Annotated in this window: 15 protein-coding genes; 4 read left to right on the top strand and 11 right to left on the bottom strand. The window is 57.9% G+C overall.

What is annotated here, in order from left to right:
* The first annotated feature begins 294 nt into the window (after positions 1–294).
* A complete protein-coding gene (locus tag ACT3TJ_RS09975) occupies positions 295–654 on the top strand; it encodes a cupin domain-containing protein (RefSeq protein WP_444665709.1) in 360 nt (119 codons plus the stop codon).
* A gap of 107 nt (positions 655–761) precedes the next feature.
* On the opposite strand, the gene ACT3TJ_RS09970 is transcribed toward ACT3TJ_RS09975, so the two are convergent.
* Together ACT3TJ_RS09970 and ACT3TJ_RS09965 are read right to left on the bottom strand one after the other, a co-directional pair.
* A complete protein-coding gene (locus ACT3TJ_RS09970; protein WP_444665707.1) occupies positions 762–1,283 on the bottom strand; it encodes an NAD(P)/FAD-dependent oxidoreductase in 522 nt (173 codons plus the stop codon).
* Positions 1,284–1,300: 17 nt separating this feature from the next.
* On the bottom strand, positions 1,301–2,062 hold the full coding sequence (locus tag ACT3TJ_RS09965; RefSeq protein WP_444665705.1) for an NAD(P)/FAD-dependent oxidoreductase: 762 nt from the start codon (positions 2,060–2,062) through the stop codon (positions 1,301–1,303).
* A gap of 193 nt (positions 2,063–2,255) precedes the next feature.
* Between ACT3TJ_RS09965 and ACT3TJ_RS09960 the strand changes: the two genes are divergently transcribed.
* Positions 2,256–2,870: a TetR/AcrR family transcriptional regulator gene (locus tag ACT3TJ_RS09960; protein ID WP_444665704.1), complete on the top strand. Its 615-nt coding sequence runs from the start codon at positions 2,256–2,258 to the stop codon at positions 2,868–2,870.
* 18 nt (positions 2,871–2,888) lie between these two features.
* Here the strand turns inward: ACT3TJ_RS09960 and hpaR are convergent, their stop codons facing one another.
* The 4 genes from hpaR to hpaD (ACT3TJ_RS09940) all read right to left on the bottom strand — a co-directional run bounded on the left by hpaR (position 2,889) and on the right by hpaD (ACT3TJ_RS09940) (position 6,868).
* Positions 2,889–3,341, bottom strand: a complete 453-nt coding sequence (gene hpaR, locus ACT3TJ_RS09955; RefSeq protein ID WP_193056950.1) for a homoprotocatechuate degradation operon regulator HpaR — start codon at positions 3,339–3,341, stop codon at positions 2,889–2,891.
* A 314-nt stretch (positions 3,342–3,655) separates the two neighbouring features.
* Positions 3,656–5,107 carry an NADP-dependent succinate-semialdehyde dehydrogenase gene (gene gabD / locus ACT3TJ_RS09950; RefSeq protein ID WP_193056949.1) on the bottom strand — a complete coding sequence of 484 codons (1,452 nt, stop codon included), beginning with the start codon at positions 5,105–5,107 and terminating at the stop codon, positions 3,656–3,658.
* Between the two features lie 72 nt (positions 5,108–5,179).
* Positions 5,180–5,983, bottom strand: a complete 804-nt coding sequence (gene hpaI / locus ACT3TJ_RS09945; protein WP_193056948.1) for a 4-hydroxy-2-oxoheptanedioate aldolase — start codon at positions 5,981–5,983, stop codon at positions 5,180–5,182.
* 30 nt (positions 5,984–6,013) lie between these two features.
* A complete protein-coding gene (hpaD, locus tag ACT3TJ_RS09940; protein ID WP_193056947.1) occupies positions 6,014–6,868 on the bottom strand; it encodes a 3,4-dihydroxyphenylacetate 2,3-dioxygenase in 855 nt (284 codons plus the stop codon).
* A 139-nt stretch (positions 6,869–7,007) separates the two neighbouring features.
* On the opposite strand from hpaD (ACT3TJ_RS09940), the gene hpaA reads away from it, so the two are divergent.
* The gene (hpaA, locus tag ACT3TJ_RS09935) at positions 7,008–7,907 is read left to right on the top strand and encodes a 4-hydroxyphenylacetate catabolism regulatory protein HpaA (protein WP_193056946.1); all 900 of its coding nucleotides are present in this window, start codon (positions 7,008–7,010) and stop codon (positions 7,905–7,907) included.
* A 10-nt stretch (positions 7,908–7,917) separates the two neighbouring features.
* Here the strand turns inward: hpaA and hpaH are convergent, their stop codons facing one another.
* From hpaH to ACT3TJ_RS09910, 5 genes are all read right to left on the bottom strand, one after another.
* Positions 7,918–8,718: a 2-oxo-hept-4-ene-1,7-dioate hydratase gene (gene hpaH / locus ACT3TJ_RS09930; RefSeq protein ID WP_193056945.1), complete on the bottom strand. Its 801-nt coding sequence runs from the start codon at positions 8,716–8,718 to the stop codon at positions 7,918–7,920.
* Positions 8,705–9,595, bottom strand: coding sequence for a fumarylacetoacetate hydrolase family protein (locus tag ACT3TJ_RS09925; protein WP_193056944.1), 891 nt, complete (start codon positions 9,593–9,595; stop codon positions 8,705–8,707). The genes hpaH and ACT3TJ_RS09925 overlap by 14 nt, the downstream gene beginning before the upstream one ends.
* 69 nt (positions 9,596–9,664) lie before the next feature.
* Complete coding sequence (hpaD, locus tag ACT3TJ_RS09920; RefSeq protein WP_193056943.1) at positions 9,665–10,645, bottom strand: 3,4-dihydroxyphenylacetate 2,3-dioxygenase; 981 nt, start codon at positions 10,643–10,645, stop codon at positions 9,665–9,667.
* A 72-nt stretch (positions 10,646–10,717) separates the two neighbouring features.
* Positions 10,718–12,226: a 5-carboxymethyl-2-hydroxymuconate semialdehyde dehydrogenase gene (gene hpaE / locus ACT3TJ_RS09915; RefSeq protein ID WP_193056942.1), complete on the bottom strand. Its 1,509-nt coding sequence runs from the start codon at positions 12,224–12,226 to the stop codon at positions 10,718–10,720.
* Positions 12,227–12,254: 28 nt separating this feature from the next.
* Entirely contained in the window at positions 12,255–12,641 is a 387-nt protein-coding gene (locus tag ACT3TJ_RS09910; RefSeq protein WP_193056941.1) for a 5-carboxymethyl-2-hydroxymuconate Delta-isomerase, read from the bottom strand.
* A gap of 404 nt (positions 12,642–13,045) precedes the next feature.
* Here ACT3TJ_RS09910 and ACT3TJ_RS09905 point away from each other — a divergent pair, with 404 nt between their 5' ends.
* A complete protein-coding gene (locus tag ACT3TJ_RS09905) occupies positions 13,046–14,923 on the top strand; it encodes an FAD-binding monooxygenase (RefSeq protein WP_193056940.1) in 1,878 nt (625 codons plus the stop codon).
* Positions 14,924–15,048: the final 125 nt, after the last annotated feature.

Below are 15,048 nucleotides of genomic sequence, written 5' to 3'. Positions count from 1 at the left end.
GGCCTTGGGACAAACTTTATGCCTTATGGCAGCCTTTGCCAATTATCTGTCATTCAGGAAAAAGAAATTCATTTGCTAAAAGAGTGAACTGTTATCCGTGCCTTCCGTTCTGTTTTCCCTCAGCGGAAGGGTTTACTGAAAATAAACGGCAAAGCGGCCTAACATGCTGACTTATCGACAGACAGCAGTGCTGTCGATGTGACAAGCGATTTGAAAAAACCCCATAACAGCATGACCAGAGACAGCTCCAATAAAGTTGTCATTACATTGACCCAAATAGAAAAGGATTGAGATATGGGACGAATTGAAAATGGGCTTACTACTGCCGATCTAAATAGCATTGGTTCAGTTGAAAAGATGGGTGCCACTATCGTAGAAGGCGATGTACAGGCATTTATTAAAATGACGTTAAATGCGCCCGAGGATGCTGTCAGTGCTGGCTATTTCGGCACCACTGCTGGCAAATTCAGGATGACATACCCTTTTACGGAGCAGGCCTGCGTGGTGTCGGGGGAAGTCATCCTGACCAATGAAACTACTAACGAGCGCGTCCACTACAAGGCAGGTGATAGCTGGCTGTACGAGAAGGGCACGACTGTACTCTGGGAGGTGGTTACCAGTGATTTCGTTAAGCACTACCTAGCGGTGGTGTAAGCAGAACCAATTCTCCGCGAAGGACCTGTCAATAATGAAGTACAACATCCGCACCAGATGTTTTTGGCGCGGATGTTATGCAGGAAGTGTATGTCATGGACGGCTGGCTAGCGGGTTCCTTTCTTGTAACCTTCCAGTTGATGAGCCACCTTGGCCATTGTACATATGGCCGTTCGGAGATGTTCCTTGCCGAAAATACGGTGATGCTTTATCGCACTCAAGACATCCCAGTGACGTGATCCTGTGGTCATTCCGTCCGCCACGACTCTGCTGAGAATATGGCTGGGGGTTACACCAAATCCTGAGTATCCCTGAATGTAAAACACGTTTTTATGATCGAGCAGAGTGCCAATTTGCGGGAAAAGATTGGCGGAGCATTCCATGGGTCCCCCCCAACCAAGATCGATTTTGACGTCCCTGAGATAGGGAAATATTCGCAACATCGCGTTGCGATTATAGGCCTTCAAATCCGAGGGGATATGTTCAATAAAATGTGTGGCAGTACCGAAAAGAAGGCGGTTTTCCTTGGTCACGCGATAATAATCGATAACGGGACGAATATCACTGAAGGCTCCTCTTATGGGGCTGATTTTCTCGATCAGCTCATTGGAAAGAGGTTCGGTGACCATCTGAAAGGAGTAGGTGTTTATGATCGTTTTTCCAGGCTGGGCTGAAGTCGGTTCAAAAAAGCGCCGCAGGAAAAAAGTATCTTGTTGGCAGTTATCGACCCCTTGGCTGTCCTGATTTTTATGCGTGAACCGTAGGTAATTTCAAGGGCCGGCGTTCTTTCATAAATCCTACCTCCCAGGTCCGTAAACGCCTTTGCCTCCCCCAACAGGAGGTTTAGGGAATGAACTTGACCGTTGCCCATGTGCATGACGGCGCTGCTATAGGCATCAGAGCCTATGATGTTTTTGACCTCACTGCCCTCCAGGTAGGCAACATCATGGTCAGGATCAAGTGATTTAAACTCTTTTTCCAAGTTCTGAAGCGTTTTGGCTTGGCGCTTGTTGAACCCCATATAGCCATAGCCGCGCCTAAAATCGGCATCGATACTATACTGCTCAATACGCTGGCGTAAGATTTGTGCGCCAGCATCGCTGATGTCGAAAATGGCTTTCAATCCATCTTCACCAACCTGCTTTCTTATCTTTTCAAGGTCATGACCGATACCCGCCATGACATGCCCTCCGTTTCTTCCTGAACCACCAAATCCCAAATAGTTACTTTCAAGCAGGACCACATCCGTAACACCACGCTCCGCCAGTTCGAGAGCAGTATTGACCCCCGTAAATCCCCCACCAATGATCGCAATATCGGTATCGATATCCTCGTTCAGGTCTGGATATTTACTGTCGTACTTTCTTGTCATCGTGTAGTAAGTGGTTGGGGATTCCACGGATAGCATGCTGGCGTCTCCTGTCTCGCTCATAATCTTATTATTAGCGACTAGGTGCGTTTAACCCTTTACGGGATAGCTGTAGTAGTTAAGCTTTAGGTCACTCGACCTATAACATGTTAACAATCCTAAAGACCCTCGAGGCTAGTGGTAAATGATACCTTGGTATATTTATTAAATTATTAACAAATTTGGTGTAGATATGACGGAAGGACGCAAGTTAAGGGCAGGGAAAAGGACGTCTGGTGAGCGTTCTCGCGAAATCCTTGAAGCAGCCAAAAAAATTCTTGTAGAAGAAGGTTATGCCGAGCTGACGTTACGGCGTATAGCCAGAAGCCTGGGGATCAGTTTAAGTACGGTGCAATATTATTATGGCAGTCGAGAGGCGTTGATCGAAGCCGTCATTGCTAAACGCATAGCCCTCTATAAGGCCAAACGAACCCATATAAAAAAGGAAGTGAAAAGCAAAGAGGCAGGGCAGATACGAGATTTTTTTCGATTTCTACTGGCCGACAGCCTGAGCGAGGAGACCTGCTGCTTTTTTACCCAGGTATGGGCGCTGGGTTTTCAGAATACAGCTTACAAGAAGCAGCTTTGCCATATGTACGCCGAGCATCGCGAAGAGCTGACAATACTGGTCGCGGAGCTGCGTCCCGACCTGAACGCTCAGGCCTGCTTGCAATGTGCAACCGTGGTTTCTTCTATGATTGAAGGCTCACTGTTGCACTTGGGAGTGGGTATGACGGCCGATGACAGTTTGGCAGGAGTGCGAGAAAAGATGCTGGACAGTATTATGCTACTGATCAAGAACTGGTAACGGACCGATCAGATGCTATCAGCGCGGATCATCGTTGTCCTGATCTGGTGACAACCGCTGCACTTCATCCAGCAGGCTCATCAAGGTGCGGTATTTCTCCGGGCCAAGCCGCTTCTGGATTTTCTGGTATTGGCGCATCATTTCCCCTTTCATGCTGTCGAACAGCTCATTCCCCTGGGGGGTCAGAGTGACGCAAAGACGTCGCTGGTCGTTTTCGGGCTTCCAGCGACTGACCAGCCCATTCTGCTCAAGACGCACCAGCACCCCGGTCAGGCTCGGGCGTAGAATGCAGGCAAGCTCGGCCAACTGGTAGCTCTCCAGTGTCTGCTCTTCGGCTTGCCACAGGATGCGAATAACGCGCCACTGCTGCTCGGTAATGTTGTTGTGGTTAAGGTGTGGCCGGAAAAAATCCATGGCGGATTCACGGGCTTGAAGCAGTGCCAGAGTCATTGAAGGAGTCGGACGCGACATGTGCTGCCTTTTTCTAAAAAATTCCGAGACGATAGCGGCTCTTGTCATAGAATCGCCGAAGATAGGTGTAAAGCGGAGTCTTATCAAGGAGCGGACAATACCACACTCACTCGCTTGCTACATGACCTGACGCATGGCATCTGGATAGCAAAAATGGCGCTTTTTCAGCGACCACTAAGCATCTGGCACTTCTAGTTGAAAGCCAAGGGCGCATTCCGTGACCAGAAGTGATGCAACGAACCAGAAATGACCGGCCCTCATGCGCGAGCCGGGGCCGACCATTCAGATCATATCAACTATAATGTAATGACTGTCTACTTGATTCCCATGCACAGGTACTTGATTTCGAGATAATCCTCGATGCCGTAGTGGGAGCCTTCACGACCAACGCCCGAGGCCTTGATGCCACCAAACGGAGCAACTTCTGTCGAGATGAGGCCCTCGTTGATGCCGACCATGCCGTACTCCAGTGCCTCGCCCATGCGCCAGCTGCGTCCCAGGTTCTGCGTGTAGACGTAGGCGGCTAAGCCGAAAGGCGTGTCGTTGGCCATGGCGATGGCCTCCTGCTCGGTGCTGAAACGAAACAGCGGTGCGAGCGGGCCGAAAGTCTCCTCACCGGCTACGTCCATCGCCTTCGTCACCTCACCCAGGACCGTCGGCTCGAAGAAGTTGCCGCCCAGCGCGTGAGACTCGCCGCCGCAGAGCACCTTCGCGCCGTGGCCGACGGCGTTGTCGATGTGGGCGCGTATCTTATCGACAGCTTTTTGATTGATCAACGGCCCCTGTTGGGCGCCTTCTTCTTCGGCAGCGGCGACCTTGAGCGCCTTGACGGCGGCGACCAGTTTTTCGCTGAAGGCATCGTAGACCGCATCGTGAACCAGAAACCGGTTGGTGCAAACGCAGGTCTGGCCACTGTTACGGAATTTCGAGGCAATCGCGCCTTCGACCGCCGCGTCCAGGTCGGCGTCATCAAACACGATAAAGGGCGCATTGCCACCCAGCTCCATGCTCACCTTCTTGATCGTGCCAGCGCACTCTTCCATCAGTTGACGGCCGATCTCGGTGGAGCCGGTAAAGGAGAGCTTGCGGATGGTTTCGCTGTGGGTGAGCTCGGTACCAATCTCGCCGGCGCGTCCGGCCACCACGTTGAACACCCCGGCAGGTACGCCTGCGCGCTCGGCAAGCTCGGCCAGCGCCAGCGCGGAAAGCGGAGTCTCGGAGGCAGGCTTCAGAACCATCGTGCAGCCAGCGGCCAGTGCAGGGCCAGCCTTGCGGGTAATCATGGCGATGGGGAAGTTCCACGGCGTGATCGCCGCGACCACGCCCACTGGCTGCTTGATCACCACCAGCCGACGGTCGGGCTTGTCGTTGGGGATCACATCGCCGTAGACGCGCTTACCTTCCTCGGCGAACCACTCGATGAAGCTGGCGCCATAGTAGGCCTCACCGCGGCTCTCGGCCAGCGGCTTGCCCTGCTCCGCGCTTAGAATGCGGGCCAGGTCTTCCTTGTGCTCCTGCATCAGCGCGAACCAGCGCTTGAGAATGAGCGAGCGGGCCTTGGCGGTCATGTCACGCCATGCCGGAAGCGCCTTTTGGGCAGCGTCAATGGCACGCTGGGTTTCGGCCGTGCCCACACGGGCTACGGTGGCAACGGTATCGCCGTTGGCCGGATTGGTCACATCAAAAGTGTCGCCGTTGTCAGCATCGAGCCATTGGCCGTTAATGTAAGCCTGTTGGCGTAGCAGACGAGTGTCGTTGAGATTCATGAGTCATTCCGAAATTGAGGGCCTGACATGCACAGGCCCAGGTGAAAACAAAAACGGGGAGCCGTCGCGTAATCAGTACACCGATGAGGCGGGCGTGGTCGGAACATCACCGTCCTTGAACTCGCCAGCCAGTGTTTTCAGCGAGCCCATCAACAGGCTGGTATCCACACCCACGGCCACGAAGGTGGCACCCAGTTCGAGGTAGCGCTTGGCCAACGTCTTGTTGGCCGAGAGAATGCCCGCGGCCTTGCCAGCCTGCTGAATGCGGCCAATACCGTCTTCGATGGCACGCTGCACGTTGTCGTGCCCCGGATCACCGCGGTGACCGAGCGAAGCGCTTAGATCAGCCGGCCCGATGAAAACGCCGTCGACGCCCTCGACAGCGGCAATTTCATCCAGATTTTCCAGCCCCTCTTTGGTTTCGATCTGTACCAGCAGGCAGACCTCTTCATCGGCGTGATCGAGATAGCCCGGAATCGAGTTCCAGCGCGAGGCGCGCGCCAGCGCACTGCCCACCCCGCGGATGCCGACCGGCGGATAGCGAGTGGCGCGCACCAGTTCGCGGGCCTGCTCGGCGGTATCGACCATCGGCACCAGCAGCGTCTGAACACCAAGATCCAAGTATTGCTTGATCGTCGCCGCGTCACCCACCGGCGGGCGCGCTACCGGCTGGACCGGATAAGGCGCCACCGCCTGAAGCTGCTCTAGAATGGTGCGCAGATCGTTTGGGGCGTGTTCGCCGTCAATCAAAAGCCAGTCGAAACCGGCGTTGGCGGCAAGCTCGGCACAGTAGCCGTTGGCAAGCCCCAGCCAGAGACCGATCTGGGCTTGCTGGTTGCCAATGGCCTGCTTGAAGGTATTGCTGGGCATGTCCATAAGGCACTCCTTGAAAGTTGGCGTATCGCTTTACATCGGGAAAACGGCGTTGATTTGACCAGTACCGGAGCTGCCGAACGGTGCGGTCAAAATTTCGGCCGGACGGTCATAGCCCTCGCCGAGCACGCCCATCAGCATCGCGGTATCATGCATGCCGCCCTCGCCGTAGCAGTGCTGGGCGTACTCCGGCAGCATCTTGCGAAACTCGTCAAACTTACCTTCGCGCCATAGCTCGACCACACGAATGTCCATCTGGCGGTCGAATTCTCGGGTCCAGCGGTGCAGGTTCTCGAGCGCATTGACGTTGTCGCTGAAGCGGTGGGAAAGCGACCCCGAGGCCAGCACCATCACCTTGTGATCGCTTGCCTCGATCGCCTGGCGCACGGCGGCGCCGAAGCGAATGCTGTCATTAAGGTCGTGCCAAGCATCCCAGGCGGCGATGGAGATCACCTTGAAGGGCTGCTCTTCCGGCACATCCATGTGCATGTAGCGCATGGGCACCAAGGTGCCGTATTCGAGCTTGAGGCTCTCGATATTGTGCGCCATGGTGCGAATATCGGAGTCGTTGGCGTACTCGGCGATCGCCCGGCCCAGGTCGGGGCAGCCGTCGTACTTGTAGGCCATGTTCTGAATGAAGTGCGGCAGCTCGTTGCTGGTATAGATACCTTCAAAATGATCGCCGCAGTTGATGTGATAGCCGCTGTTGACCAACCAGTGCGTGTCAAAGACCACGGCGACGTCGGCGCCGAGTTCACGGGCGCGACGAGCGATCTCCTTGTGACCGGCGATCGCTTCGGCGCGACAGCCATGATGCGGTCCGGGCTGCTCGGAGAGGTACATCGAGGGGACGTGCGTGATCTTGGCAGCAAGTACGATTTCACCCATGAGAAAATTCCTTGAAACGGACGGGCTGGTCAAGGCGACCTGCACGGCAGGCAGGCAACGTTATGGAGCGAAGCACCCGTCGATGGTTAATATAGAGGCCTGTCGGACGGTAACACCGCGCAAGCTCAGGAGAACAATCATGGCGCTGGATCTCATTCCCAATATCACGATTGGTCAGGAGTACGACCAGCGCTATGCCGATGCGACGGTGCATTACGATGCGCTGGGTCGCATGGCGGATTTCTACGGGCGCAACATGCCGGTCCATCATCATGACCGGTTCTTTCAGGTGCACTACGTCAAAAGTGGCATGGTGCGGGTCTATCTGGACGAGCGGCAATTTCACCAGCAGGGGCCGATGTTTTTTCTGACGCCGCCGACCGTGCCCCACTCCTTTACCACCGAAGACAGCAGCGACGGCCATGTGCTGACGGTGCGCCAGCAGCTGGTGTGGTCGCTGCTCGAAGAGATTCCCGAGCTGGGCGACGCCTCGACCGTGACACCGGTGTGCGTGGCGACCGGCCGGGTCAGTGACGAGACGAGACCGGAAGTGAATCGCGTCGAACGGCTGTTTGACGAGCTGCGCCTCGAGTTCGAGGCCGACCGGCCGGGCCGGGAGGCGGCGCTGATCACCCTGACGCGGCTGATCTTCATCGGTCTGTTCCGCCTGTCGGCCAACTCGCTCAAAGCCCAGAGCGTGCGTCACGACGAGCTGTCGCTGTTTCACCGCTTCAATCTGGAGATCGAGGCCCGCTATCGAGCGCACTGGACGCTGGCGAACTATGCCCGCGTTCTCAACGTTACCGAGGCGCGCCTCAACAACGTCTGTCGACGCATCGCCGGGGTGCCCAGCAAGCAGGTGATTCACGACCGCGTGATGCAGGAGGCGCGGCGCCTGCTGATCTTCACCCGCATGAGCGTCAACGAGATCGCCTACCAGCTCGGGTTCAAGGACCCCGCCTACTTCTGTCGATTCTTTGCGCGTCATTCGGGTACCACCCCCTCGGGTTACCGTTGCGATCCGCCCGTTCGTGAATAGCGGGTGTCGTCTAGTCGAATGTCAATGACACGAACCCGAACGGGCCATAGTCGGCTTCGATCCGGCTGCCGGACGGGCATTCGACCGGGCCGATGAACGAGCCCGACAGGATGACCTGGCCGGCCTCGATGCGCTGACCGTAAGTCGCCATGCGCCGTGCCAGCCAGACGAGCCCGGTGACCGGATCGTCCAGCACGCCGGCGCCGAGGCCGGTGGCCACCACGTCGTTGTTATGCTTAACAATCGAGCCGACCCAGCGTAAATCCAGCGCCCGCGGGTCGTGGCGCTCACTGCCCAGCACGATGCCAGCGTTGGCGGCATTATCGGAGACGGTGTCAAAGATCACCCGCGCTTGACCGGTCTCTGCGTCCTTTCTGACGATGCGGGTATCGAGAATTTCGATGGCCGGTGTCACGTAGTCGGTGGCGGCCAGCACGTCCTCGCGGGTGACCTCCCCTTCCAGCGGTGCCTTCATGACAAAGGCAATCTCGGCCTCGATGCGCGGTTGGATGAAGTGGCCCTTCGGAATCACGGCGCCGCTGTCGAAGCGCATGTAGTCATAGAGCACACCGCTGTCGGGCGTGTCGATACCGAGCGCATCCTGCATCACCTTGGACGTCAGGCCGATTTTCCAGCCGATGATGTCGTGCTCACCCTTCTTTCGCTCCATCTGGGCAGTCTGGATCGCGTAGGCATCATCCAGTGTCATGTCCGGATAGGCTTTTGACAGCAGCCCGATCTGCTCGCGGCTCTTCTCCGCCTCAAGCAGTGCCTCTGCCGCTTCGTTGATTTGCGTCTCAGTGAGCGCCATGACGTTCATCCTCTACGCCGTTGACCAGTTTACCGATACCCTCGGCTTCCACCTCGACGACGTCGCCGGGCTTGAGCCAGACCGGCGGCTCGAAACGGGCACCGGCGCCGGTGGGCGTACCGCAGACGATGACATCACCCGGCACCAGGGTGGTGAAGGTCGAGACGTAGTTCACGATATAGCGGAAATCGAACATCATGCGCGAGGTGCGATCATTCTGGCGAACTTCGCCGTTGACCCGGGTGGTCAGTTCGATGTCATCGAGCTGCTCCGCGCGCTTGAACGGCACAAGCCAGGGGCCGATGGCACCGGTAGCATCGAAGTTCTTGCCCTGGGTGACGTTGAACTTGGCGTGGCGCACCCAGTCGCGAATGGTGCCTTCGTTGCACAGCGTCAGGGCGGCGATGTGCTCATAGGCCTTTTCGCGGGAAATACGGCGACCGCCCTTGCCGATCACGATGGTGACTTCGCCTTCGTAGTCGAGCTGTTCGCTCTCCGGCGGGCGCACGAGATTTTCGTTGTGGCCAACAAAGCTGCGCGGGAAGCGGATGAACAGCGACGGCTTGCTCGGCGCGGCCTGGCCGTCCTTGTACTCCTCGTTGCGCGAGGGGAAGTTGACGCCGACGCAGATCAGCTTTTCCGGATTAATGATCGGAATGAGGTAGCTGACGTCTTCTTCGCGGTAGCTCGGGCTGCGGCCGTCGGCAGCATGCAGCAGCTCGTCGATGGCGCCGGCCTCGACCACTTCCTTGAGCCCCTTAAAGCGGGCACCGAACTCCGGCGTCAGGTCGACGATGCCGCTGTCGGTAACGACACCGTAGCGGTCGGCGCCATTGGCACGGAAGGAAGCGAGGCGAGGCGGAAGGGCGTTACTCATGAACAGTCTCCTGACGGCCCGAGTGGTCCCGGGCCCTTTTGAGTCAATGGTGCGACGCAAGGCCCCGGCTCAGGGCGCGACGATCGGCGTTGCGTTGAGTTGGGAATCCACCGGCTCGAGATTCTCGAATTCGGAACCGTGTTCGAACCAGGAGCGCGGTGCCGGGGCACCCCACAGCGTCTGGCGCTGCGGATCCTTCAGATCCCATTTGATGGCTTCCAGGTCTGGGTCGACGGTCTGATAGTCCGAGCAGTAGATCTCGATGCGGTGGCCGTCCGGGTCGAGGATGTACAGGAAGAAGGCATTGGAAATGCCGTGACGGCCCGGACCGCGCTCGATGTTGGCAACGTAACCGGTGGTGGCCATCAGATCGCACAGATCGATGATGTTCAGCGGTGTGGGCACCCAGAACGCGGTGTGGTGCAGGCGCGGGCCACGGCCGTTGGTGAAGGCCATGTCATGCACACCGCCCTTGCGATGCGTCCAGGCCGCCCACAGCTTGCCGGTTTCTTCGTCTTCGGTGTACTCGGTAACGCGAAAACCGATGCGGTTGTAGAACTCGACCGCTTCGTCGACGTTGGGCGAGAACAGGTTGAAGTGGTCGATGCGCAGCGGCTTGACGCCTTTGTAGAGCGCGTACTGCTGATGGATCGGCGCAAGCCGGTCCATCTTGAAATAGATTTCGATCGGTACGCCGAAGCAGTCAGTGGTGCTCAGTGTGCGACCCTGATAGGGACGCTCGACCCACTCGACCGGGTGACCCTGCTCCTGGAACCAGGCGTGCGCCTTGTCGAGCTCCTGCTCATCGAAGACCTTGAACGACAGCGATTTCACGGTCGCGCTGTCGCCTTTTTCCAGCACGATGCAGTGGTGGCCGCGCTCTTCCATCGCACGCAGATAGATACGCTTGTCGTCTTCATCGGTGACCTGAAGGCCGAGCGTATCGACGTAAAAGTGACGACTCTTCTCCAGATCACGAACGCCGAACACGACATGACTCAGACGAATGATGTTGAACGGAGGGTAGAGATTGGGCATTGGAATAGGCATGACAAGACTCCTTTTTTCGACAAACGGGTGTTCGGCAAACAGGGCGGCACGCGCCGCCCTGTGATAACGGCATCACCCGAGTTTCGGCACCTTGTGGGCCTTGCGCGGGAAGGAAACGTTGACGGTTTCCATGTAGAAGTCGAAAGACCAGTGGCCGCCATCGCGGCCGATGCCGGATGCCTTCACGCCACCGAAGGGCGACTCCAGGTGGCGCACGTTTTCGGAGTTGACCCAGATCATGCCCGCTTCCAGCTCGTCGGTCAGGCGCATGGCACGGTCAAGATCGCTGGTCCAGAGGTAAGCGGCCAGGCCGTACTGGGTATCGTTGGCTAGGCGCAGCGCTTCCTCGTCATCCTTGAACGGAATAGCGGTCAGCACCGGTCCAAAGATCTCTTCCTGAGCGATCGCCATGTCGTTGGTGGCGTTGGTGAACAGTGTCGGGCGTACGAAGCAGCCTTCTTCACCGACCTTTTCGCCGCCGGCGGCGATAGTGGCCCCCTCTTCACGCGCCTTGTCGAAGTACGACAGCACTTTCTGTTCGTGCTCCGGGTGGATTAGCGGGCCGACCACAGTGTCCGGGTCGAGCGGATGACCGACCTTCACGCCGTTGGCAACTTCCGCCACGCGGCGGGTGAATTCCTCATAGATATTCTCGTGCACCAGAAGGCGTGAGGAGGAGGTGCAGCGCTCGCCGTTGAGCGAATAGATCATGAACGTCGCGGCGTTGACGGCACTCTCGAGGTCGGCGTCCTCGAAGACGATGACCGGGTTCTTGCCGCCCAGCTCGAAGTGAAAGCGCTTCAGCGTCGGCGCGGCCTGGGCCATGATCAGCTGGCCGGTGCGGCTTTCACCGACGAAAGCGATCGCCTTGATGCCGGGATGCTCGGTCAGCGCCTTGCCGGCGTCTTCACCCATGCCGTTGACCAGGTTCAAGACACCCTTGGGCAGACCTGCTTTCTCGGCGATTTCGACCAGCAGCTTGGCGGTCATCGGCGAGAATTCCGCTGGCTTGTGGACCACGGTGCAGCCCGAGGCCAAGGCCGGGGCGATTTTCCACGTCGAGAGCATGAACGGTGTGTTCCACGGCGTGATGACGCCAATCGGGCCCAGCGGGCGCTTGGAGGTCACGTTCATCTGGGTGTCGTTGCGCAGCGCCTGACCATCCTCGGCCTGGGGCGCCTGATCGGCATAGTAACGGAAGTTGGCCGCGCCGCGAATGGCCGCTTTGGACATGAAGCGCAGCGACTGCCCGGTATCCATACACTCGGTGAAGGCGATCTCTTCGGCGTGGGCTTCGATAGCCTCGGCGACCTTGATCAGAATCTCGCGGCGCTCCTTGCCTGGCGTCTTGCTCCAGGTCTTGAACGCTTTTTCGGCGGCCTGTACAGCGCGATCGATATCACTGGCGCCGCCGTGGGCGACGTTGGCAAGCGGCGCGAGATCCACTGGCGAAAGGGTCTCGAACGTCTTGCCAGAATCCGCTGGCACCGACTCACCGTTGATATGGTTCAAGACGCCCTGGTCGCGAAAACGCTTCATGTAGTCCTGCGCGCGGGCAATGTTGTCGTTTAATTGGCTCATCAAGAATCCTCCAGAAGGGACATGGGGCTCACTGTTGGGACAGCCGGGCATGGATTGGAGTGTCTTTCCAGCTCAGCGCGGCATCGATTTCGCGGATTTCCAGCGACAGGGCGAAATGTGGGGTGGCAAGCGGTTCGGCCAGTACGCCTTGTACGGCGGCAAACAGCTGCTCGCCAGCGGCCTTGAGATCACTTTGGGCACGCCCGCTACCGACACTCAGGGTCATGGCCAGGAAATCGTTGTCCGGATGGTCGTCGGCCACGATGCAGTGATCAGCAGCAAAGGCGCGAACGCGGATACCGGCCAGCGGAAAGAGCTCGGACGCCGCCATCACTCGATAGGCGGCCCGGCACACCTCGTGCACGTCAACGCGCTGCTCAAGGCTGGATGAGTACTCGATATGCAGATGGGGCACGTCGTTCTCCTAAAGCCAGTAGTAAAAGGGGTAATGAACGGATCCACGTTCAACTTGTTAATATATTAATGATCGAAGAGAGGCGCCGTGTCAAGCAGGTCCGCCTCATCATTTAGATGTACACAAAACCTCGTTTCGACCTTTTCGGACGTTGCTGGGCCGGGCAGTCGTCACTATTGCACCCAACTAATCGTTTATAGATTAACGAAAAAACGAGGCACCAGATTGGCAGACCGACCAAGGTAGGGGGTATATTTATGAAAAGTACAATACAGAGGACGTAAAACACATCCCCATTGGTCCTTGAGGTGTTCAGCATGAAAAAGGTCACGACATCCAAACGCAATCGGGCTTGCACCTTGATTCGATGAAGGCCCGGATGTCACCCATCAAGAGGAGCCATCATGCAATTTCATCATTACGGTTATGTATCCGGCGATCCGCGCCGGCAACCCGCCGCGGGTACAGGTGTAGACCGGCCCGAGCAGTTGCCCGACGAAGTGGACGTTTTGATCGTGGGTACCGGGCCAGCCGGCATGATCATGGCCGCGCAACTTGCCCAGTTCCCAGGTATCCGCACCCGTATCATTGAGCGCCGCCCGGGCCGGCTCGAGATCGGGCACGCCGACGGTATCCAGGCGCGCAGCGTCGAAACCTTCCAGGCGTTCGGCTTTGCTGACCGCATCACCGCCGAGGCCTACCGCATCACCGAGATGGCGTTCTGGAAGCCCGATCCGGAGCAGCCCGAGCACATCAAACGCAGCGCTCGCACCCCGGATGACCCGGAAGACATCAGCGAGTTTCCCCACTTGATCGTCAACCAGGCCCGGGTACTCGACTATCTGGCCGAAGCCGCTCTCAATGGCCCGGCGCGCATTCGCCCTGATTTCGGCGTCACGTTCAACGGCCTTACAGTTGATGGCGACGGCGACTACCCGGTCAACGTCTCGTTACGCATGAATGCAGATACGAACGAGGAGCGTGAGCGCACCGTGCGCGCCCGCTACGTGGTGGGCTGCGACGGCGCGCGAAGCGGTGTACGCAGCGCCATTGGCTGCACGCTCACCGGCGACCAGGCCAATCACGCCTGGGGGGTGATGGACGTACTTGCGAAGACCGACTTCCCCGATATCCGCACCAAATGCGCCATCCAGTCCAATGCCGGTGGCAGTATTTTGTTGATTCCTCGCGAGGGAGGACATCTGTTTCGCATGTACGTCGACCTGGGCGAAGTGCCAGCCGATGGCAGTAACGACGTACGTAACACGCCGATTGAGCAAATCATTGAAAAGGCTAATGACATCCTCACGCCCTACACCCTCGATGTGCGTAATGTCGCCTGGCACAGCGTCTACGAGGTAGGCCACCGTCTCACCGACCGCTTCGACGACGTCGAGGACCCGAGCTCCGAGCGCCTGCCGCGAGTGTTCATCACCGGAGATGCCTGCCACACCCACAGCGCCAAGGCGGGCCAGGGCATGAACGTCTCGATGCAGGATGGCTTCAACCTGGGCTGGAAGCTCGGCTACGTACTCTCCGGCCGCAGTCCCGCCACGCTGCTGTCGACCTACTCTGCCGAGCGTCAGGTGGTGGCCAAGAACCTGATCGATTTCGACAAGAAGTGGTCGACGATGATGGCCAAACGCCCGGAAGAGTTCGAAGACCCGGGCGAGCTGGAGGCGTTCTACGCTCGTACCATCGAGTTCCCAGCAGGTTTTATGACCGAATACGCGCCCTCGATGATTATCAACGATGCCAAGCATCAGACACTTGCCACCGGCTTTCCGGTAGGCAAGCGTTTTAAGTCGGCAATGGTGTCGCGGGTATGTGACGGCAATCCGCTGCAGCTGGGCCACCAGGCCAGGGCCGATGGGCGATGGCGCCTCTATGTATTTGCCGATGCCGCCCTTACTGGCGAGGGTTCTGCCACACAGCGTCTAGCCGAATGGCTGGAGCGCTCGAGCGATTCTCCGCTCAACGTGGCACTACCGGGCGGCGCCTGGGTCGACTGGTTCGATATCAAAGTGATCTACCAGCAGCACCACGAGGATGTGTCGATTAATCAGGTGCCGCGCGTGTTCAAACCAGAGGTCGGACCGTTTGAACTAGTGAATCTTGAGAACGTGTTTGGCATCGCCCCCGACGAGGACATCTTCGATGCCCGCGGTATCAATCGCGACGGAGCGATCGTGGTGGTCCGCCCGGATCAGTACGTGGCCGACGTGTTGGCACTTTCCGATAACCACCGCCTTGGCGAGCTGTTCAAGCGCCTACAGGCATGACCCCGCTCCTTCCGGGCCAACGCCAGCCCCACACCATTTTATGAAAAATGCAATTACTTGGAAATCGACCCGCGCGAGCGGGTCGATGAAAGCGCTGGGAAAAAGCTTTTTCTGTACATAAAGTC

This window comes from Halomonas sp. AOP30-A1-24 (assembly GCF_052378165.1).
GTDB lineage: Bacteria > Pseudomonadota > Gammaproteobacteria > Pseudomonadales > Halomonadaceae > Vreelandella > Vreelandella citrativorans.
This window is presented reverse-complemented; position numbering and strand designations above follow the sequence as displayed.